At 55.7% G+C, this 19,819-nt stretch carries 18 protein-coding genes; 13 read left to right on the top strand and 5 right to left on the bottom strand.

Annotated elements, in window-relative coordinates; all coding sequences use genetic code 11:
- Positions 1–63 precede the first annotated feature (63 nt).
- On the bottom strand, positions 64–1,314 hold the full coding sequence (gene icd, locus HB664_RS11705; RefSeq protein WP_219939494.1) for an NADP-dependent isocitrate dehydrogenase: 1,251 nt from the start codon (positions 1,312–1,314) through the stop codon (positions 64–66).
- Positions 1,315–1,431: 117 nt separating this feature from the next.
- Between icd and rluE the strand changes: the two genes are divergently transcribed.
- The 8 genes from rluE to HB664_RS11665 all read left to right on the top strand — a co-directional run bounded on the left by rluE (position 1,432) and on the right by HB664_RS11665 (position 9,239).
- Positions 1,432–2,085: a 23S rRNA pseudouridine(2457) synthase RluE gene (gene rluE / locus HB664_RS11700; RefSeq protein ID WP_094935561.1), complete on the top strand. Its 654-nt coding sequence runs from the start codon at positions 1,432–1,434 to the stop codon at positions 2,083–2,085.
- A gap of 9 nt (positions 2,086–2,094) precedes the next feature.
- The gene (locus HB664_RS11695; protein WP_033145233.1) at positions 2,095–2,568 is read left to right on the top strand and encodes an NUDIX hydrolase; all 474 of its coding nucleotides are present in this window, start codon (positions 2,095–2,097) and stop codon (positions 2,566–2,568) included.
- A 40-nt stretch (positions 2,569–2,608) separates the two neighbouring features.
- A complete protein-coding gene (gene mnmA, locus HB664_RS11690; protein ID WP_032657963.1) occupies positions 2,609–3,721 on the top strand; it encodes a tRNA 2-thiouridine(34) synthase MnmA in 1,113 nt (370 codons plus the stop codon).
- Between the two features lie 26 nt (positions 3,722–3,747).
- Positions 3,748–4,377: a high frequency lysogenization protein HflD gene (gene hflD, locus HB664_RS11685; RefSeq protein ID WP_032657965.1), complete on the top strand. Its 630-nt coding sequence runs from the start codon at positions 3,748–3,750 to the stop codon at positions 4,375–4,377.
- 19 nt (positions 4,378–4,396) lie between these two features.
- Positions 4,397–5,767 (top strand): adenylosuccinate lyase, encoded by a 1,371-nt coding sequence (gene purB, locus HB664_RS11680; RefSeq protein WP_008500757.1) that lies wholly within the window; start codon positions 4,397–4,399, stop codon positions 5,765–5,767.
- A gap of 123 nt (positions 5,768–5,890) precedes the next feature.
- Positions 5,891–6,562, top strand: a complete 672-nt coding sequence (gene phoP / locus HB664_RS11675) for a two-component system response regulator PhoP (RefSeq protein WP_028019015.1) — start codon at positions 5,891–5,893, stop codon at positions 6,560–6,562.
- A complete protein-coding gene (phoQ, locus tag HB664_RS11670; RefSeq protein ID WP_033145232.1) occupies positions 6,563–8,026 on the top strand; it encodes a two-component system sensor histidine kinase PhoQ in 1,464 nt (487 codons plus the stop codon). It abuts the gene before it with no gap.
- Between the two features lie 91 nt (positions 8,027–8,117).
- Positions 8,118–9,239 (top strand): cupin domain-containing protein, encoded by a 1,122-nt coding sequence (locus HB664_RS11665; RefSeq protein ID WP_023311180.1) that lies wholly within the window; start codon positions 8,118–8,120, stop codon positions 9,237–9,239.
- A 41-nt stretch (positions 9,240–9,280) separates the two neighbouring features.
- Here HB664_RS11665 and pepT read toward each other — a convergent pair whose 3' ends face one another.
- Positions 9,281–10,504, bottom strand: a complete 1,224-nt coding sequence (pepT, locus tag HB664_RS11660; protein WP_032665021.1) for a peptidase T — start codon at positions 10,502–10,504, stop codon at positions 9,281–9,283.
- 237 nt (positions 10,505–10,741) lie between these two features.
- On the opposite strand from pepT, the gene potA reads away from it, so the two are divergent.
- From potA to potD, 4 genes are read left to right on the top strand one after another with little or no spacing between them, the layout of a single operon-like run.
- Positions 10,742–11,890, top strand: a complete 1,149-nt coding sequence (gene potA / locus HB664_RS11655; protein WP_176662574.1) for a spermidine/putrescine ABC transporter ATP-binding protein PotA — start codon at positions 10,742–10,744, stop codon at positions 11,888–11,890.
- Complete coding sequence (gene potB / locus HB664_RS11650) at positions 11,874–12,731, top strand: spermidine/putrescine ABC transporter permease PotB (RefSeq protein ID WP_033145229.1); 858 nt, start codon at positions 11,874–11,876, stop codon at positions 12,729–12,731. Before potA ends, potB begins: the two co-directional genes overlap by 17 nt.
- Positions 12,728–13,519: a spermidine/putrescine ABC transporter permease PotC gene (potC, locus tag HB664_RS11645; protein ID WP_096151222.1), complete on the top strand. Its 792-nt coding sequence runs from the start codon at positions 12,728–12,730 to the stop codon at positions 13,517–13,519. The genes potB and potC overlap by 4 nt, the downstream gene beginning before the upstream one ends.
- The gene (gene potD, locus HB664_RS11640; protein ID WP_219939493.1) at positions 13,516–14,550 is read left to right on the top strand and encodes a spermidine/putrescine ABC transporter substrate-binding protein PotD; all 1,035 of its coding nucleotides are present in this window, start codon (positions 13,516–13,518) and stop codon (positions 14,548–14,550) included. Before potC ends, potD begins: the two co-directional genes overlap by 4 nt.
- Before the next feature lie 46 nt (positions 14,551–14,596).
- Here potD and HB664_RS11635 read toward each other — a convergent pair whose 3' ends face one another.
- The gene (locus HB664_RS11635) at positions 14,597–15,826 is read right to left on the bottom strand and encodes an EAL and HDOD domain-containing protein (RefSeq protein WP_219939492.1); all 1,230 of its coding nucleotides are present in this window, start codon (positions 15,824–15,826) and stop codon (positions 14,597–14,599) included.
- Between the two features lie 236 nt (positions 15,827–16,062).
- On the opposite strand from HB664_RS11635, the gene HB664_RS11630 reads away from it, so the two are divergent.
- Positions 16,063–17,994: a methyl-accepting chemotaxis protein gene (locus HB664_RS11630; RefSeq protein WP_219939491.1), complete on the top strand. Its 1,932-nt coding sequence runs from the start codon at positions 16,063–16,065 to the stop codon at positions 17,992–17,994.
- 45 nt (positions 17,995–18,039) lie between these two features.
- Here HB664_RS11630 and cobB read toward each other — a convergent pair whose 3' ends face one another.
- Both cobB and nagK read right to left on the bottom strand, forming a co-directional pair.
- Entirely contained in the window at positions 18,040–18,861 is an 822-nt protein-coding gene (gene cobB, locus HB664_RS11625) for a Sir2 family NAD+-dependent deacetylase (protein ID WP_219939490.1), read from the bottom strand.
- Between the two features lie 14 nt (positions 18,862–18,875).
- Complete coding sequence (gene nagK / locus HB664_RS11620) at positions 18,876–19,787, bottom strand: N-acetylglucosamine kinase (RefSeq protein ID WP_219939489.1); 912 nt, start codon at positions 19,785–19,787, stop codon at positions 18,876–18,878.
- Positions 19,788–19,819: the final 32 nt, after the last annotated feature.

The raw sequence follows: 19,819 nt of genomic DNA, 5'->3' as shown, positions 1-19,819 counted from the left end.
CAGGCAGAGGCAAAAAAAACGGGAACCCTCAGGCCCCCGCTCTTGTTTAACCCAGAATCTGGATTACATGTTCGCGATAATCGCGTCGCCAAACTCTGAGCATTTCAGCAGCTTAGCGCCTTCCATCAAACGTTCGAAGTCATAGGTTACGGTTTTCGCGTTGATCGCGCCTTCCATACCTTTAACGATCAGGTCTGCGGCTTCGAACCATTCCATATGACGCAGCATCATCTCTGCGGACAGGATGATAGAGCCTGGGTTCACTTTGTCCTGGCCCGCGTATTTAGGTGCAGTACCGTGGGTCGCTTCGAACAGGGCGCACTCGTCACCGATGTTCGCGCCAGGGGCGATACCGATACCACCAACCTGAGCAGCCAGGGCGTCAGAGATGTAGTCACCGTTCAGGTTCATACAGGCAATTACGTCGTATTCTGCAGGACGCAGCAGGATCTGCTGCAGGAACGCATCGGCGATCACATCTTTAATGATGATCTCTTTGCCGGTGTTCGGGTTCATAATCTTCTGCCACGGGCCGCCGTCGATCAGCTCACCGCCGAACTCTTCTTTCGCCAACTGGTAGCCCCAGTCTTTGAACGCGCCTTCGGTGAACTTCATGATGTTGCCTTTGTGAACCAGAGTCACAGAGTCACGGTCGTTGGTGATCGCGTATTCGATGGCCGCACGCACCAGACGTTTAGTACCGTCTTCAGAGCATGGCTTGATGCCGATACCGCAATGCTCAGGGAAGCGAATTTTCTTCACGCCCATCTCTTCGCGCAGGAATTTAATCACTTTTTCTGCGTCAGCAGAGTCCGCTTTCCATTCGATACCCGCGTAGATGTCTTCTGAGTTTTCGCGGAAGATAACCATATCGGTCAGTTCAGGGTGCTTAACCGGGCTTGGGGTGCCCTGATAGTAACGAACCGGACGCAGACACACGTACAGGTCCAGCTCCTGACGCAGTGCCACGTTCAGGGAACGGATACCGCCGCCAACTGGCGTCGTCAGTGGGCCTTTAATAGCAACGCGGTAGTCGCGGATCAGGTCCAGCGTTTCTGCTGGCAGCCAGACGTCCTGGCCATAAACTTGAGTAGATTTCTCACCGGTGTAAATTTCCATCCAGGAAATTTTACGCTCGCCTTTGTAGGCTTTCTCAACAGCGGCATCAACCACTTTCAGCATCGCCGGGGTAACGTCTACACCGATACCGTCACCTTCGATGAACGGGATAATCGGATTGTGAGGAACGTTAATCTTGCCGTTTTGCAGGGTGATCTTTTTACCTTCCGCCGGAACAACTACTTTGCTTTCCATTAACCTCTCCTTCGAGCGCTTCTGGTTGTTACTGATCTTATGTTAATAAATTGTAATGAGCCCTTCGATAGTACCTGATTGTCCTGCGCCATGAAAGGTCTTCGTTATTAGGCTATAATGCGGCAATTGATAACGCCTGAAAATACCATGAAGAAAACTTCTTTTACAAAACACCGGGTTGAGCGATTCAGCTCGCGACAAGCCGCCAGAAGACCGCAGGAAACCCAGCCGAAGCGGGTTATTTTGTTCAATAAACCCTACGATGTTTTGCCGCAGTTTACCGATGAAGCCGGGCGCAGCACGCTGAAGGACTACATTCCTGTTCAGGGTGTCTACGCGGCCGGGCGCCTGGACCGCGACAGCGAAGGCCTTCTGGTCTTAACCAACGACGGCGCGTTGCAGGCAAAGCTCACGCAGCCGGGCAAACGCACCGGCAAAATTTACTTCGTCCAGGTGGAAGGCGAGCCGGATGACGCGACACTAGAAGCACTACGCAGCGGCGTGACGTTGAACGACGGCCCAACCCTGCCCGCAGGTATTGAACGCGTGAATGAGCCGGAGTGGCTGTGGCCGCGCAACCCGCCGATTCGCGAACGCAAATCCATCCCGACAAGCTGGCTCAAAATCACCCTTTATGAAGGCCGCAACCGCCAGGTTCGCCGCATGACCGCACACGTCGGCTTCCCTACCCTGCGTCTCATTCGCTACGCCATGGGCAGCTACACCCTGGAAACGCTGGCAAACGGCGAATGGCGCGACGTCACCCCTTAAGGAGTCACTATGTTTAAACCTCATGTCACGGTTGCCTGCGTGGTCCACGCCAGGGGTAAATTCCTTGTTGTTGAAGAGAGCATTAACGGCAAAGCGCTGTGGAACCAGCCTGCCGGACACCTTGAAGCCAATGAAACCCTGCTGCAGGCAGCAAAACGCGAGCTGTGGGAAGAGACCGGTATTCACGCTGAGCCCCAGCACTTCATCCGTATGCACCAGTGGATCGCGCCGGATCACACCCCGTTCCTGCGCTTTTTATTCGCCGTTGAGCTTAGCGAAACGTGCGCCACAGAGCCGCAGGATGACGATATCGATCGCTGTCTTTGGGTCACCGCCGACGAGATCCTGAACGCGCCAAACCTGCGCTCGCCGCTGGTTGCGGAAAGCATTCGCTGCTGGCAGTCTGCTGGCCGCTTACCGCTGGACGTCATCGGCGCATTTAACTGGCCGTTTACAGAGGGTGTCAATGGTGGGGGGGCGTGATAGAATACGCCGCCTTGAAGTTCAATGTCGTGAGTATTCCATGTCAGATAACAGCCAGAAAAAAGTGATCGTCGGCATGTCCGGCGGTGTCGATTCCTCCGTTTCCGCCTACCTGTTACAGCAACAGGGCTATAAGGTGGAGGGCCTGTTCATGAAGAACTGGGAGGAAGATGATGGCGAGGAATACTGCACCGCCGCTGCGGATCTCGCCGACGCGCAGGCCGTATGCGATAAGCTCGGCATTGAACTGCACACCGTTAACTTTGCCGCAGAATACTGGGACAACGTTTTTGAACTGTTCCTGGAAGAGTACAAAGCGGGCCGCACGCCGAACCCGGATATTCTGTGCAACAAAGAGATCAAATTTAAGGCCTTCCTGGAATTCGCCGCGGAAGATCTGGGCGCTGACTACATCGCGACCGGTCACTACGTGCGCCGTGCAGACGTAAATGGTAAAAGCCAGCTGTTGCGCGGTCTGGACGGCAACAAAGATCAAAGCTACTTCCTCTATACGCTGAGCCACGAGCAAATCGCCCAGAGCCTGTTCCCGGTCGGCGAGCTGGAAAAGCCGCAGGTGCGTAAAATCGCCGAAGAGCTGGACCTGATCACCGCGAAGAAAAAAGACTCTACCGGCATTTGCTTCATCGGCGAGCGCAAATTCCGCGATTTCCTGGGACGTTACCTGCCTGCTCAGCCGGGTAAAATTGTCACCGTCGACGGGGAAGAGATTGGCCAGCATCAGGGGCTGATGTACCACACGCTCGGTCAGCGTAAAGGCCTGGGTATTGGCGGGACCAAAGAAGGTAGCGAAGATCCATGGTATGTTGTCGACAAAGACGTCGAAAACAATATTCTGGTTGTTGCCCAGGGTCACGATCATCCGCGTCTGATGTCCGTTGGCCTTATCGCGCAGCAGCTTCACTGGGTCGATCGTGAGCCGCTGAAAGGCACCCTGCGCTGCACGGTGAAAACACGCTACCGTCAGACCGATATTCCTTGCACCATTACCGCGCTCGATGACGATCGCATTGACGTGCGTTTCGACGAGCCGGTCGCGGCCGTCACCCCGGGTCAGTCTGCTGTCTTCTACAGCGGCGAAATCTGTCTGGGCGGCGGGATCATTGAACAGCGCCTGCCGCTGCCTGCTGTTTAATACGATTCACACATAAAGGAGACCGTGTGGCGAAGAACTACTATGACATCACCCTGGCGCTGGCGGGAATTTGCCAGTCAGCCCGTCTGGTGCAACAGCTGGCGCATCAGGGTCATTGCGACGCAGATGCCCTGCACGTTTCACTGAACAGCGTTATCGATCTCAACCCCGGCTCGACCCTGGGCGTGTTCGGCGGCAGTGAAACTAATCTTCGTCTCGGTCTTGAAACCCTGCTCGGCGTGCTTAACGCCAGCAGCCGTCAGGGATTAAACGCGGAGCTGACCCGCTACACGCTGAGCCTGATGGTGCTGGAGCGTAAGCTGAGCGCTGCAAAAGGCGCAATGAATACCCTGGGCGATCGTATTGCCGGGTTACAGCGCCAGCTTGACCATTTTGACCTGCAGTCCGAAACGCTGCTGAGCGCTATGGCCGGTATTTATGTTGACGTCATCAGCCCGCTGGGCCCGCGTATTCAGGTCACCGGATCCCCTGCCGTGCTGCAAAGTCCGCAGGTACAGGCAAAAGTGCGCGCGTCCCTGCTGGCAGGTATCCGCGCCGCCGTGCTGTGGCACCAGGTGGGCGGTGGCCGCCTGCAGTTAATGTTTTCTCGTAATCGCCTGACCACTCAGGCAAAACAAATTCTTGCTCATTGTTAACCTCCCGGAGTTGCGAATTATGGAATTATCCTCACTGACCGCCGTATCCCCTGTCGATGGACGCTACGGCGATAAAGTCAGCGCGCTGCGCGGGATCTTCAGCGAATATGGTTTGCTGAAGTTCCGTGTTCAGGTTGAAGTACGCTGGCTGCAAAAGCTGGCCGCCCAGGCAGCAATCAAGGAAGTTCCTGCTTTTGACGAAAAGGCAAACGATTACCTTGATAAAATCGTTGCTGAGTTTAGCGAACAAGACGCCGCGCGCATTAAAACCATCGAACGCACCACCAACCACGACGTGAAAGCGGTTGAGTACTTCCTGAAAGAGAAAGTGGAAAGCGTTCCTGCGCTGCACGCCGTGTCTGAATTCATTCATTTCGCCTGTACGTCTGAAGACATCAACAACCTCTCTCACGCGCTGATGCTCTCCACCGCGCGTAAAGAGGTGGTGCTGCCTTACTGGCGTAAAATCATCGACGCGGTAAAAGCGCTGTCCGTGGAATACCGCGACATTCCGCTGCTCTCCCGTACCCACGGCCAGCCAGCCACTCCATCCACGATGGGTAAAGAGATGGCGAACGTCGCGTACCGCATGGAGCGCCAGTACCGTCAGCTGGAGCAGGTTGAGATCCTCGGCAAAATCAACGGCGCGGTCGGTAACTATAACGCCCACATCGCCGCTTATCCGGAAGTGGACTGGCACCAGTTCAGCGAAGAGTTCGTGACCTCTCTGGGCATTCAGTGGAACCCGTACACCACGCAGATTGAGCCGCACGACTATATCGCCGAACTGTTTGACTGCATCGCCCGCTTCAACACCATCCTAATCGACTTCGATCGTGACGTGTGGGGCTACATCGCCCTGAACCACTTCAAGCAGAAAACCATCGCCGGTGAAATCGGCTCTTCCACCATGCCGCACAAAGTGAACCCAATCGACTTCGAAAACTCCGAAGGCAACCTGGGCCTGGCGAACGCCGTGCTGCAGCATATGGCGAGCAAACTGCCGGTATCCCGCTGGCAGCGCGACCTGACCGACTCCACCGTACTGCGTAACCTGGGCGTGGGCATTGGCTACGCGCTGATCGCGTACCAGTCCACCCTGAAAGGCGTGAGCAAACTGGAAGTGAACCGTGACCGTCTGCTGGACGAGCTGGATCACAACTGGGAAGTGCTGGCGGAGCCAATCCAGACCGTGATGCGCCGTTACGGTATCGAAAAACCGTACGAGAAGCTGAAAGAGCTGACCCGCGGCAAACGCGTTGACGCCGAAGGCATGAAGCAGTTTATCGACGGTCTGGCGCTGCCGGAAGAAGAGAAAACGCGCCTGAAGGCGATGACCCCGGCGAACTACATTGGCCGCGCCATCACCATGGTCGACGAGCTGAAGTAACGCCCCTCTCCCCCTTTTCGCCCGAAAAGGGGGATGCTTTTCCCCGGTTTACTCAATGTTTATCCCCACAACAACATAATCAGCGTTAAACTATTCATACCAATTATTTAGGGAGAAGAGATGATGCGCGTACTGGTTGTTGAGGATAACGCATTGCTACGCCATCACCTGAAGGTTCAGCTTCAGGAGATGGGACATCAGGTGGACGATGCTGAAGATGCAAAAGAAGCCGATTATTATCTCAATGAACACCTGCCGGATATCGCCATTGTCGATTTAGGGTTGCCTGACGAAGACGGTCTGTCGTTAATTCGCCGCTGGCGCAGCCACGATGTCTCCCTGCCGGTTCTGGTTCTGACCGCCCGTGAAGGCTGGCAGGATAAGGTCGAAGTGCTCAGCGCGGGTGCAGACGATTACGTCACCAAGCCGTTTCATATTGAAGAGGTGGCGGCGCGCATGCAGGCGCTGTTACGCCGCAACAGCGGGCTGGCTTCACAGGTTATTTCCATCCCACCATTCCAGGTCGATCTCTCCCGCCGGGAATTAGCAATCAATGATGAAGTGATTAAGCTCACCGCCTTCGAATACACCATTATGGAAACGCTGATCCGTAACAATGGCAAAGTGGTGAGCAAAGATTCCTTAATGCTCCAGCTTTATCCTGATGCTGAACTGCGCGAGAGCCATACCATTGACGTGCTGATGGGACGTTTGCGTAAGAAAATTCAGGCGCAGTATCCGCAGGATGTGATTACCACCGTCCGTGGCCAGGGCTACCTGTTCGAATTACGCTAAATGAGAGGGATTTTACGCCACATTCTGCCCCTCTCGCTGCGGGTTCGTTTCTTACTGGCAACAGCCGCCGTCGTGCTGGTGCTGTCGCTCTCCTACGGCATGGTCGCCCTGGTGGGCTACAGCGTCAGCTTTGATAAAACCACCTTTCGACTGTTACGCGGCGAAAGCAATCTGTTTTATACCCTGGCGAAATGGGAAAATAACCGAATCACCGTCGAAATGCCGGAAAACCTCAACCAGCAGAGCCCAACGCTGGCCCTGATTTATAACGAAAAAGGGAAATTACTGTGGGCGCAGCGTGATATCCCCTGGCTGGTTAAAAGCATTCGTCCGGACTGGCTCAAAACCAACGGGTTTCATGAAATTGAAGCCGATCTCAACACCACCAGCTCGCTGATCCGTGAAGATCGCTCCCTGCAGCAAAAGCTGAACGAGATCCGCGCCGACAACGCCGAAACGGAGATGACGCACTCCGTCGCGATTAACCTCTATCCGGCGACGCTGAACATGCCGCAGCTGACCATTGTGGTGATCGACACCATTCCGGTCGAGCTGAAGCGTTCTTATATGGTCTGGAGCTGGTTCATCTACGTTCTGGCTGCGAATCTCCTGCTGGTGATCCCGCTGCTGTGGGTGGCAGCGTGGTGGAGCTTGCGCCCCATTGAGTCACTGGCGAAAGAGGTTCGTGAGCTGGAAGAACATCATCGCGAGAAGCTGAACCCGGAAACCACCCGTGAGCTCACCAGCCTGGTGCGTAACCTCAACCGCCTGCTGAAAAGTGAACGCGAACGCTACGATAAATACCGTACCACCCTTACCGACCTGACCCACAGCCTGAAAACACCGCTGGCCGTCATGCAAAGTACCCTGCGTTCAATGCGCAGTTCGAAGCTGAGCGTCGATGATGCCGAGCCGGTGATGCTGGAACAGATCAGCCGTATTTCACAGCAAATTGGCTATTACCTGCACCGCGCCAGCATGCGTTCCGGCAGCGCGCTCCTGAGCCGCGAGCTGCACCCGGTAGCCCCGCTTCTGGATAACCTCACGTCCGCCCTCAACAAGGTGTATCAGCGTAAAGGGGTGAACATCAGCCTCGATATCTCGCCAGAGATAAGCTTTGTGGGGGAAAAAAATGACTTCATGGAAGTGATGGGTAACCTGCTGGATAACGCCTGCAAATACTGTCTGGAGTTCGTGGAAGTGTCTGCGCGTCAGACGGAAACCGAACTGCATATTATCGTTGAGGATGATGGCCCGGGGATCCCGCGAAATAAACGCGACGTGGTGTTCGATCGCGGTCAGCGCGCCGATACGCTACGTCCTGGCCAGGGCGTCGGGTTAGCCGTCGCCCGTGAGATTGTCGACCAGTACGACGGGAAAATAGAAACCAGCGAAAGCCTGCTGGGCGGCGCCAGAATGGAGGTTATTTTTGGTCGCCAGCAGCCCACATTGAACGATAGTTAACCCGTTATGTGAAAAATGCGAGGATCTCGCAGCCGGGGGGCTGAGCTTCCGTTATAATCCGAGTCAGTAAGAGCCTGCGGAATAAAAAAATATGGATTATCACTTAACGCTTAACTGGCCCGAGTTTATTGAACGCTACTGGCAAAAACGCCCGGTGGTTCTGAAACGCGGATTCAGCAATTTTGTCGACCCTATCTCGCCTGACGAGCTGGCAGGTCTGGCCATGGAAAACGAAGTCGACAGCCGTCTGGTCAGCCACCAGGACGGGAAATGGCAGGTTAGCCACGGTCCTTTCGAGAGCTACGATCACCTCGGTGAAAACAACTGGTCGCTGCTGGTGCAGGCGGTCAACCACTGGCACGAGCCGACTGCCGCCTTAATGCGCCCGTTCCGCGCCCTGCCCGACTGGCGCATGGACGATCTGATGATCTCCTTCTCCGTGCCGGGCGGCGGCGTAGGTCCACATCTTGACCAGTACGACGTGTTCATCATTCAGGGTACGGGCCGCCGCCGCTGGCGCGTGGGCGAAAAAGTCCCGATGAAGCAGCACTGCCCGCATCCTGACCTGCTTCAGGTTGACCCGTTTGAAGGGATTATCGATGAAGAGCTGGAGCCGGGTGATATTCTCTACATTCCGCCGGGATTCCCTCACGAAGGCTACTCCCTGGAAAACTCACTCAACTACTCCGTGGGGTTCCGCGCGCCAAGCGGCCGCGAGATGATCAGCGGATTTGCCGACTATGTTCTGCAACGCGAGCTGGGCAGCTATCGTTACAGCGATCCTGATGTGCCTGCGCGCGAGCATCCGGCGGATATTCTGCCAGAAGAACTCGATAAGCTGCGCGGCATGATGCTGGATCTGATCAACGAGCCGGAGCACTTCAAACAGTGGTTTGGTGAGTTTATCAGCCAGTCTCGTCATGAGCTGGACGTTGCGCCGCCGGAGCCACCTTATCAGGCTGACGAGATTTATGATGCGCTTCAGCAGGGCGACAAGCTGACGCGTCTGGGCGGGTTGCGCGTGCTGCGCATTGGTGAAGAGGTGTTCGTCAACGGCGAGAAGCTGGACTCTCCGCACCGTCCGGCGCTGGAAGCCATTGCCAGCCATCTGGTGCTGACTGCCGACACCTTTGGCGATGCGCTGGAAGATCCTTCCTTCCTCGCGATGCTGGCCGCGCTGGTCAACAGCGGGTACTGGTTCTTTGAGGACTGAGTCGCCTTAATGCCCGGTGGCGCTTCGCCACCGAGCTTTTCTTACCGCTTCGCGGTTAACTCCGCTATCCGCACTATCACCTTCACCGCTTTTTCCATTCCTTCGAGCGTCACAAACTCATGCTTGCCATGGTAGTTGTAGCCACCGGTAAACAGGTTCGGGCACGGCAGCCCCATAAACGACAGCTGAGAACCGTCGGTGCCGCCGCGAATCGGCTTCAGCTGCGGTTCAATATCGCAGTCGCGCATCGCCTGCTGGGCGATATCGAGAATATGCGGATGCGCCATCACCTTCTCGCGCATGTTGTAGTAGCTGTCTTCAATGATCAGCTCAATATAGCAATCAGGGTGTAAACCTTTACCGACCTTCTTCGCGATCTCCATCATCTTGCGCTTGCGCGCCTCAAAGGCTTTTCGGTCGAAATCGCGGATGATGTAGTGCATCTGCGCGCTGTCCACAGTGCCTTTAATGCTGGTCAGGTGATAGAAACCTTCATACCCTTCGGTCTGTTCAGGGCTCTCTTCCGCCGGGACTTCTGCATGAATTCTGGACGCCAGCGACAGCGCGTTCACCATAACGCCTTTCGCCGAACCGGGATGAACGTTGTTGCCGACAATTTTGATCGTGACGGACGCGGCATTGAAGTTTTCATACTCCAGTTCACCGACGCCGCCGCCGTCAACGGTATAGGCCCACTGCGCGTTAAAGGCTTCCACGTCGAAGTGCTTCGCGCCCTTGCCGACCTCTTCGTCCGGCGTAAAGGCCACGCGGATATCGCCGTGCGGGATATTTTTGCCCTTCAGCACCGCCAGCGCGGTCATAATTTCCGCGATACCCGCCTTGTCATCCGCCCCCAGCAGCGTTTTACCGTCGGTGGTGATCAGCGTCTGGCCCAGCAGCTGGTGCAGCACGGGGAACATCACCGGTGAGAGCACCTCGTCGCCAATGCCCAGCGCAATATCGCCGCCGCGGTAGTTTTCCACAATCTGCGGGTTCACATGTTTACCGCTAAAATCCGGAGAGGTGTCGACATGGGAGATAAAGCCAATCGCCGGAATATCACCCTGGACATTCGCCGGCAGCGTTGCCATCACAGTGCCTTTTTCGCTTAACGTGACGTTGACCAGCCCCATGGCGTCAAGCTGCTCTTTAAGCAGGTTTAATAACTTCCACTGGCCTTCGGTGCTCGGCACCTGGCGAACACCCGGTTTAGATTGGGTATCCAGCGAAACGTACTGTAAAAAACGCTCAAGTAATTTATCCATGCAGTCACCCTCACTTTTCGTGACAACATTATCAGTAAGCATCAAAACGCAAATATTGCGTCAGGTCACTTTTATCCCGCAAACGAGAATATTTTCCGTTTATATGGTTATGCGTTAGTAAATGTAGCTTATGAATCAGTGACAAGGTTTGGCGTTCGCAGGGGATTGCCGTAGAATGTCCGCCCTCATTACGAGTCACCAAGGTGGTTACACACAAACCCCGCTTCAGTCTGCTGCCTGAGGCGTCTATATGGGACAGCGCAAAAATTGAATACACAATCCCGTTCACGTTCACCGCTGGTGCAACTGGAACGAATTCGTAAAAGTTTTGATGGTAAAGACGTTATTTCCGACCTCACTCTGACCATCAATGACGGTGAGTTTCTGACGCTGCTTGGCCCCTCGGGCTGCGGCAAAACAACCGTACTGCGCCTTATCGCCGGGCTGGAAAGCGTCGATAACGGCCATATCCATCTTGAAAACCAGGACATCACCCAAGTTCCTGCCGAAGATCGCCACGTCAACACCGTCTTTCAGAGCTACGCCCTGTTCCCGCACATGACCGTGTTTGAAAACGTGGCGTTTGGCCTGCGGATGCAAAAAACGCCGGCGAATGAGATAGAACCGCGCGTCATCGACGCCCTGCGCATGGTGCAGCTTGAGACGTTTGCCCAGCGTAAACCCCATCAGCTTTCCGGCGGCCAGCAGCAGCGTGTAGCCATCGCACGCGCCGTGGTCAACAAGCCGCGCCTGCTCCTGCTGGATGAATCCCTCTCCGCGCTGGATTACAAGCTGCGCAAGCAGATGCAGAACGAGCTTAAAGCCCTGCAGCGCAAGCTCGGCATTACCTTTGTCTTCGTCACCCACGATCAGGAAGAGGCCCTGACCATGTCCGACCGCATCGTGGTAATGCGCGACGGCAAAATCGAGCAGGACGGCACGCCGCGCGAAATCTACGAAGAGCCGAAGAATCTGTTTGTCGCCAGCTTCATTGGCGAGATCAATATCTTCGACGCCACGGTGATTGAGCGTCTGGACGACCAGCGCGTGCGCGCCAGCGTTGAAGGACGCGAGTGCAATATCACGGTGACTTTCCCCGTCGAAAAGGGACAAAAACTCAACGTTCTGCTGCGCCCGGAAGATCTGCGCGTCGATGAAATTCACGGCAATACCGAGGCCGAAGGGTTAATCGGCTATATCCGCGAGCGCAACTACAAAGGGATGACGCTGGAGTCCGTTGTCGAGCTGGAGAACGGCAAGATGGTGATGGTCAGCGAGTTCTTTAACGAAGACGACCCTGACTTCGACCACTCTCTCGACCAGAAAATGGTTATCAACTGGGTAGAAAGCTGGGAGGTTGTGCTGGCTGATGAAGAACACAAGTAAATTCCAGAATGTGGTGATCGCCACGATCGTCGGTTGGCTTGTGCTGTTTGTCTTTTTACCCAACCTGATGATCGTTGCCACCAGCTTTCTGACCCGCGACGACGCTAGCTTCGTTTCGCTGGTCTTTACGCTGGACAACTACGCGCGCCTGCTCGATCCGCTCTATTTTGACGTGCTGCTGCACTCGCTCAACATGGCGCTGATTGCCACCCTTGCCTGTCTGGTGCTGGGGTATCCTTTCGCATGGTTCCTCGCGGGCCTGCCGCAAAAGGTGCGGCCCCTGCTGCTGTTTTTACTGATTGTTCCCTTCTGGACCAACTCGTTAATCCGCATCTACGGGCTGAAGATCTTCCTCAGCACTAAAGGCTATCTCAACGAGTTTCTACTGTGGCTGGGGGTGATTGATACGCCGATCCGCATCATGTTTACCCCGAGCGCGGTGATTGTCGGCCTGGTCTATATCCTGCTGCCGTTTATGGTGATGCCGCTCTACTCCAGCATCGAGAAGCTGGATAAACCGCTGCTGGAGGCGGCAAAAGATCTGGGCGCTAACAAGCTGCAGACCTTCATCCGCATTATTATCCCGCTGACCATGCCGGGCATTATCGCGGGCTGTCTGCTGGTAATGCTCCCGGCGATGGGCTTGTTCTACGTGTCGGATCTGATGGGCGGCGCGAAAAACCTGCTGATCGGTAACGTGATCAAGAGCCAGTTCCTGAACATCCGCGACTGGCCGTTCGGCTCCGCGACCAGCATTACGCTGACGGTGATCATGGGCCTGATGCTGCTGGTCTACTGGCGCGCCTCACGCTTGCTGAATAAAAAGGTGGAACTCGAATGATCGGTCGACTGCTTCGCGGCGGTTTTATGACCGCCATTTATGCCTGGCTCTATATCCCGATCGTTATTTTGATCGTGAACTCGTTTAACAGCTCACGCTTCGGGATTAACTGGCAGGGCTTTACCACCAGCTGGTACAGCCTGCTGATGAACAACGATAGCCTCCTTCAGGCCGCTCAGCACTCGCTGACGATGGCGATCTTCTCCGCCACCTTCGCGACGCTGATTGGCTCGCTCACCGCCGTGGCGCTGTACCGCTATCGCTTTCGCGGCAAACCGTTCGTCAGCGGCATGCTGTTTGTGGTGATGATGTCGCCGGACATCGTGATGGCCATTTCGCTGCTGGTGCTGTTTATGCTGCTGGGCGTACAGCTTGGCTTCTGGTCGCTGCTGTTCTCACATATCACCTTCTGCCTGCCGTTTGTGGTGGTGACCGTCTTCGCGCGCCTGAAAGGGTTCGACGTGCGCATGCTGGAGGCGGCGAAAGATTTGGGCGCCAGCGAGACGATCATCCTGCGCAAAATCATCCTGCCGCTGGCGATGCCCGCCGTGGCGGCCGGATGGCTACTTAGCTTCACCCTGTCGATGGATGACGTGGTCGTGTCCTCCTTCGTCACCGGTCCGAGCTATGAAATTCTGCCGTTGAAGATCTATTCAATGGTGAAAGTCGGCGTCTCACCGGAGGTGAACGCGCTGGCGACCATTCTGCTGGTGTTTTCGCTGGTTCTGGTGATCGCCAGCCAGGTTATTGCTCGTGATAAAACAAAATCTCAGGGGACAATGAAATGAAAAAAATGCTCGCCGCTGCGGCGCTGGTGCTTGGCATGGGTGCCGCGCACGCTGATGACAGCAAAACGCTCTACTTCTACAACTGGACCGAGTACGTGCCGCCGGGCCTGCTGGAACAGTTCACGAAGGAGACGGGCATCAAGGTTATCTACTCGACCTACGAGTCGAATGAAACCATGTACGCCAAGCTGAAAACCTACAAAGACGGCGCATACGATCTGGTCGTGCCTTCCACCTACTTTGTCGACAAAATGCGCAAAGAGGGCATGATTCAGAAGATCGACAAAACGAAGCTAACCAATTTTGCAAACCTCGATCCAGAGATGCTCAACAAGCCGTTCGACCCCAATAACGACTACTCCATTCCGTACATCTGGGGAGCAACCGCTATCGGCGTGAACAGCGATGCCGTCGATCCGAAAACGGTGACAAGCTGGGCCGACCTGTGGAAACCAGAATACAAAGGGAGCCTGCTGTTAACCGACGACGCGCGTGAGGTGTTCCAGGTCGCGCTGCGCAAGCTGGGCTACTCGGGCAACACGACGGATCCCAAAGAGATTGAAGCGGCGTATAACGAGCTGAAAAAGCTGATGCCTAACGTGGCGGCGTTCAACTCTGATAACCCGGCAAACCCGTATATGGAAGGCGAAGTGAACCTGGGGATGGTGTGGAACGGCTCCGCGTATGTCGCCCGCCAGGCCGGTACGCCGCTTGAGGTGGTCTGGCCGAAAGAAGGGGGGATCTTCTGGATGGACAGCCTTGCGATCCCCGCCAACGCGAAAAACGTTGAAGGGGCGCATAAGCTGATTAACTTCCTGCTGCGCCCGGACGTGGCGAAACAGGTTGCCGAGACGATTGGCTACCCCACGCCAAACCTCGCCGCACGCAAGCTGCTGAAGCCTGAAGTGGCTAACGATAAATCGCTCTATCCGGATGCCGAAACCATCAGCAAAGGTGAATGGCAGAACGATGTCGGTGACGCCAGCCGCCTCTACGAAGAGTATTACCAGAAATTAAAAGCGGGCCGATAAACGGTATCGCGTTCTTCCTCACGCCGTACGTGCGGCGTGAGGAGGATTAACTGACCGCGTTCTCCCCAGCCCAGATCGTCGCCTTTCTCATCGCCTCAACCACATCCTCATCCGACAGACCCAGCGCCTCACGAACCCGGGTCGCCTCGTCCCACTGCTGCTGTTCATAGTATCGGCACAGGCTCACCATATCGGCTAACCGTCCCTCCTGATGGCACAGGGCATTGCTCACGCTCTGCGGGACCGCAATTTGCTTCATCAACTCGGCCATCGGCTGTTCGAGGAGGGTATCGAGCAGAGAAAACAGGCCGCACATGAAGGCATTTTCAGCCAGCGCCGGTTCGTTCATCGTCCCGGCTATCAGCTCGCAGAACTTGCCGCGCATCATGCTCAGCGGATAAAGCTCGCTGACGGTGTCATTGCCTGCGCTCGCCAGGACCACGACGGCAACAAACCGTCTCAGCTGGTTTTCCCCGAGATATCTGAGGACTTCACTCAGGGTTAACTTGCTGAAATTACAGGCACCGATATGTTTAAAGGCGGTGTGCTTCATGTAGCGCATGATTTTCCAGGACAGCGTGAGATCGGTTTTAATCAACGACTCGACGATCCGAAAATCAGGCTTATTGCGCCCAACCTCCATTTGCAGCCGAAAAATTGCCAGCTGATTTTGCGATAGCCGTTTATATTTAATGACCTCCGGACGGCAGAAAAAATAGCCCTGAAACAGCGAGAATCCCTCTTCCCTGTATTGGCTGAATTCCTCTTTAGTCTCAATTTTTTCAGCGAGATATTTAATATGCCCGGTTAAATGTTTACGCTCTTTCAGATACTGTTTAATTTGCGCTAAGGTATAATTTCTGACGTCAAATTTCAGTATTGAAATATAGGGTAAAAAAGCATCCCATTCTGGAGCAAGGGTGAAATCATCAAGCGCAAACTGATACCCATCCGCACTCATCTCCCTGACGGCCTGCAACAGCTCCGCTCCCGGCACAGCATCTTCCAGGATCTCAATGACCACGCTCTCTTTATCCAGCGCTTCTCCACTGCGGTCTATGACCATCCGCGAAGGGAAATTAATAAACGACGTATGTGCCCCGGCGATGCGCTGGGACGGCACGCATAAAAACTGATCTGATATCATCCTGGAGGTGGCATATTCCGCCGACACATCCGGAAAACGGTTTGTCATCCCATCTCTGAAGAGCAGTTCATAGGCCACCGTCTTCATCTCAGGGTTAAAAATGGGTTGTCGCGCAATAAATCCGTACATATCCCATCCTCCTCTACAACTTTATATTTATTAGCATCCTCTTTCTACACGACGATAACGAGCTTTATCGAGCACTATTTTGATTGAATGCACAAAATAAAAGCATCCACACTAATTAACTGGATTTACAAATAAAAATTTAAATTAAATATCCCTGGCGCTCTACAGAAAGAGGAGAAAATATCCGATAAGGAATATGTGCCTGCCCGACATGCACGATATTACGGGAGATGAGAATGAAAGACGCCGTGGTCCAAAGAAAAAAAATAAGAGTCAAGACGTTGATGCTATTGTCCATTTTCCTCACCGTAACGGTGGGCTTTACGGCAACGATCGGGTTTATGATGTGGCAGTGGATGGCACAGCAGGAGGTTCTGGCCAAAAAGCATATCCGCCAGATTGCCGAGGTGCAAGCGTTGCAGGTCAGTAAACAGCTGGATTCTGCCCTGACTGCCGCCCGGGATATGGGCAACAGCGCCCTGGCGCTGCGCGAGGCGGGCGTAACCGATCGCCAGAGCCTGAACCAGCTGCTCATCCACTACCTTTCGGCTCACCCGCAGTTTCTCTCCATGTCGATGGCCTTTGAGCCTAACGCGTTCGACGATAAAGATGCCGTCTGGGCCGGTCAAAGCGGTGAAGACCCTTCCGGGCGCTACGCCCGCTACGTTGACCGGGACGCCACCGGCAAACCGGCATTACACCTGCTGACGGATATCGAAACGCCCGGCAGCGGCGATTATTATCTGCTGCCGAAACAACGCCATAAAGATGTGATCATCGAGCCCTATATCTATCCCTACAACGGCGTGGACGTGATGCTCACCTCGATTGCCGCCCCCATCATGCGTAACGGTCAGTTTCTGGGCTCGGTCACCTCTGACTTCTCCCTTGCCACGCTGCAGTCGACGATCGGCGCGATTAAACCGTGGAACGGCACGGGCTATGCCCTGCTCCTCTCCGCAGGTAATAACGTGGTCTCCAGCCCGGACAAACGCGCGGCGGGCAAGCCTTACGCCGGTCAGATTGCCGGTCATGACGTCACCCGGGTAAACGATCCGCTGCTGAAGGAGGACGTGTTCATCACCTGGCAGGACATCGCCGTCGGTAATAGCCAGACGCCGTGGAAACTCGCCATTATCACGCCGGTCAGCGAAGTGATGGCCGAAGCGCGTGCATTTTTACTGAAAGCCATCATCATGATGGTGTTAAGCATCGTGGCGGTTAGCCTGGTCATGGCACAGATCTTCACCCGCAAAGTTGACCGTCCGGTTGGGGGCGAACCTTCGGAGGCCGCCGGAATCGCCCTGGCCGTCGCCCGGGGAGACCTGAACAACACCATCCCGGTGCGTTCCGGAGATACCCGCAGCATTTTTTATGCCCTGCACACCATGCAGATGCAGCTCAAGCGCATCGTCGACAATATCAGCGAAGCCAGCCACTCCGTGCACGGCGGCACCAGCGAAATTTCGGCGGGCAACCTGGACCTCGCCTCGCGAACCGAGGAACAGGCGGCTGCGATTGTTGAAACGGCAGCCAGCATGGAAGAGATTTCGGTCACGGTGAAGAATAACGCCGACAACGCCCACAAGGCGACCACGCTGACCGATCGCGCCGCGAGCCTCGCCGGGCATGGCGAAACGCTGGTGAACGACGTGGTCGTGGTGATTGGGGAGATTGATGAGAGCGCGCGTAAGATCGGCGAGATTAACAGCATTGTCGATGGCATCGCCTTCCAGACCAATATCCTGGCGCTGAATGCTGCCGTTGAAGCGGCACGGGCTGGCGAACAGGGGCGCGGCTTCGCGGTCGTCGCAGGGGAAGTGCGCAATCTTGCCCAGCGAAGCGCTAACGCGGCAAAAGAGATCTCTCAGCTGATTGCCGAGTCCTCAGGGCGCGTCAGCAAAGGCGTTGAGCTGGTCAATGAAACCGGCGTGATGATGAAACAGGTGATTGAAGCGGTATCGCATGTGCATCTGGTCATCAACGATATCGTTCAGGCGCTGGACGAGCAAAATCGCGGGATTAGCCAGGTCAGCACCGCCGTTAACCAGATGGACAGCACGACCCAGCAGAACGCCTCGCTGGTTCAGCAGATCTCTGCGGCGGCGCTCTCGCTGGATGAGCAGGCTAAATCGCTCGAGAAGACGCTGGCGTTCTTCCACTCATAAATAAAAAGGCACCCGTCCAGCGGGTGCCTTTTCACGCGATTGCCGTTACAGCCCTTTCAGCAGCTTGTCGACAAACTCCGGGACGACCGTGCTTGCCAGACCGTAGTGTTTCTCTTCAAACTCGCTGCCCACCTGGCTTGGCTCAAGATTGAGTTCTACCGTATGCGCACCGTGCAGGCGCGCTTCGTGGACAAACCCCGCCGCCGGATAAACATGACCGGATGTGCCGATGGCGATAAACACGTCGGCCATCGCCAGCGCGCTGTAGATATCATCCATTCCCAGCGGCATTTCGCCGAACCAGACCACGTGCGGACGCAGGCGCGACGGGAACTGGCAGCAGTGGCACTTATCCTCTGGCAGCACGTCCTCTTGCCAGTCCAGCACCTGACCGCTCCAGGCGCAGCGAACCTTGAGCAGCTCGCCGTGCATGTGGATGATGTTCTTGTTACCGGCCCGCTCGTGCAGGTTATCGATATTCTGCGTCACCAGCAGAAAACTATCGCCGAGCGCCTCTTCGAGCTTCGCCAGCGCCAGATGCGCCGCATTCGGCGCGACGTCAGGCTGCTGAAGCTGACGACGGCGGGCGTTGTAAAACGCCTGGACGAGATCCGGATCGCGGGCAAAGCCTTCCGGCGTGGCTACATCCTCCACGCGGTGCTCTTCCCACAGCCCGTCCGCCGCGCGGAAGGTTCGAATTCCTGACTCGGCGGAGATCCCCGCCCCGGTCAGCACCACCACTCTGGGTTTATCCATCGCTTCTGGCATTATTCTGTCTCTGAAAAAAATCCGCTGGCGCAAGCGCTCACGCAAGCGGCGTTTGTTTTTGCGAAAACGGCTGAGTCGACCCTGGCGACGCGACAGCATAGAAACCTCGTAAACTAATCGGTGAGATGAAGGAATGCGGCTCCGCGCATGCCTCCTGCGTCCCCGTGTCGCGCGCGTTCAATACGCGGCACGCGGGCAACCGGCAATAAATGTCGGGGCAAACGCCCGGACAACCGTTCCGTAATCGCGGTAAAGTTTGAAAGCCCTCCCCCGATCACCAGCAGATCCGGGTCGACGATGGTGAGAATATTTCCCAGACACACCGCCAGCAGATCCAGATAGCGCTCGACGTGCTCACGCGCCTGCGCATCCCCTTGCTCCCACAGGGTAATGATTTGAGGGGCCTCAAGTTTCTGATGATAGAAGTGTTCGTAAAGCCATGCAAACCCGCGACCGGAGAGGTAGTTCTCAATACAGCCGTGCTGGCCGCAGCCGCAGCGGGTCAGCGGGAAATCGCGCCCCACGACTTCCGGGGCATCCACCGGGAGACGGATATGACCAAATTCGCCGGTGATGTAGCTTCGCCCGGTGATCGGCTTACCGTTGATCACAATCCCCCCGCCGACTCCGGTACCGAGGATCAACCCCATCACCAGCGGATACTGACGGAACTCTTCGTCCCAGGCTTCGGAGAGCGCAAAGCAGTTAGCATCATTGTCTAAACGCACGTCGCGTTCAAGGAGAGCAGAGAGATCGGCGCGGAGCGGTTTACCGCTGGCGGCAGGCACGTTGGCGGCATACAGCGTGCCGTCGTCGGTTTCGGGCATACCCGGAATGCCGATGCCGACGCTGCCTTTCACGCCAAAGCGTTCATCGGCCTGCGCCACCAGCGCGGCAATCGCGGTTAAAAATTCGTCGTAGCTTTCGCGCGGCGTGGGAACGCGGGTTTCCCACTGCAGCCTGAGGTCTTTATCAAACACGCCGAGCGCAATCTTGGTGCCGCCAATATCAAATCCGTAATACATAACGCATTCCTCTTTTAACCTGGCGGCCCGAA

Origin of the sequence: Enterobacter sp. DNB-S2 (genome assembly GCF_019443845.1) — a bacterium.
GTDB lineage: Bacteria > Pseudomonadota > Gammaproteobacteria > Enterobacterales > Enterobacteriaceae > Enterobacter > Enterobacter asburiae_B.
Note: the sequence above shows the minus strand (reverse complement) of the source record. Positions and strands in the feature narration are given on the sequence as shown.

What these genes read in the sequence shown, in the direction of transcription:
- HB664_RS11630 (WP_219939491.1), top strand. Translation starts at nt 16,063, where the DNA reads ATGAAAGACGCCGTGGTCCAAAGAAAAAAAATAAGAGTCAAGACGTTG.
- pepT (WP_032665021.1), bottom strand. Translation starts at nt 10,504, where the DNA reads ATGGATAAATTACTTGAGCGTTTTTTACAGTACGTTTCGCTGGATACC.
- mnmA (WP_032657963.1), top strand. Translation starts at nt 2,609, where the DNA reads ATGTCAGATAACAGCCAGAAAAAAGTGATCGTCGGCATGTCCGGCGGT.
- potD (WP_219939493.1), top strand. Translation starts at nt 13,516, where the DNA reads ATGAAAAAAATGCTCGCCGCTGCGGCGCTGGTGCTTGGCATGGGTGCC.
- potB (WP_033145229.1), top strand. Translation starts at nt 11,874, where the DNA reads ATGAAGAACACAAGTAAATTCCAGAATGTGGTGATCGCCACGATCGTC.
- rluE (WP_094935561.1), top strand. Translation starts at nt 1,432, where the DNA reads ATGCGGCAATTGATAACGCCTGAAAATACCATGAAGAAAACTTCTTTT.
- phoP (WP_028019015.1), top strand. Translation starts at nt 5,891, where the DNA reads ATGCGCGTACTGGTTGTTGAGGATAACGCATTGCTACGCCATCACCTG.
- nagK (WP_219939489.1), bottom strand. Translation starts at nt 19,787, where the DNA reads ATGTATTACGGATTTGATATTGGCGGCACCAAGATTGCGCTCGGCGTG.
- HB664_RS11635 (WP_219939492.1), bottom strand. Translation starts at nt 15,826, where the DNA reads ATGTACGGATTTATTGCGCGACAACCCATTTTTAACCCTGAGATGAAG.
- purB (WP_008500757.1), top strand. Translation starts at nt 4,397, where the DNA reads ATGGAATTATCCTCACTGACCGCCGTATCCCCTGTCGATGGACGCTAC.
- icd (WP_219939494.1), bottom strand. Translation starts at nt 1,314, where the DNA reads ATGGAAAGCAAAGTAGTTGTTCCGGCGGAAGGTAAAAAGATCACCCTG.
- potC (WP_096151222.1), top strand. Translation starts at nt 12,728, where the DNA reads ATGATCGGTCGACTGCTTCGCGGCGGTTTTATGACCGCCATTTATGCC.
- HB664_RS11665 (WP_023311180.1), top strand. Translation starts at nt 8,118, where the DNA reads ATGGATTATCACTTAACGCTTAACTGGCCCGAGTTTATTGAACGCTAC.
- phoQ (WP_033145232.1), top strand. Translation starts at nt 6,563, where the DNA reads ATGAGAGGGATTTTACGCCACATTCTGCCCCTCTCGCTGCGGGTTCGT.
- HB664_RS11695 (WP_033145233.1), top strand. Translation starts at nt 2,095, where the DNA reads ATGTTTAAACCTCATGTCACGGTTGCCTGCGTGGTCCACGCCAGGGGT.
- cobB (WP_219939490.1), bottom strand. Translation starts at nt 18,861, where the DNA reads ATGCTGTCGCGTCGCCAGGGTCGACTCAGCCGTTTTCGCAAAAACAAA.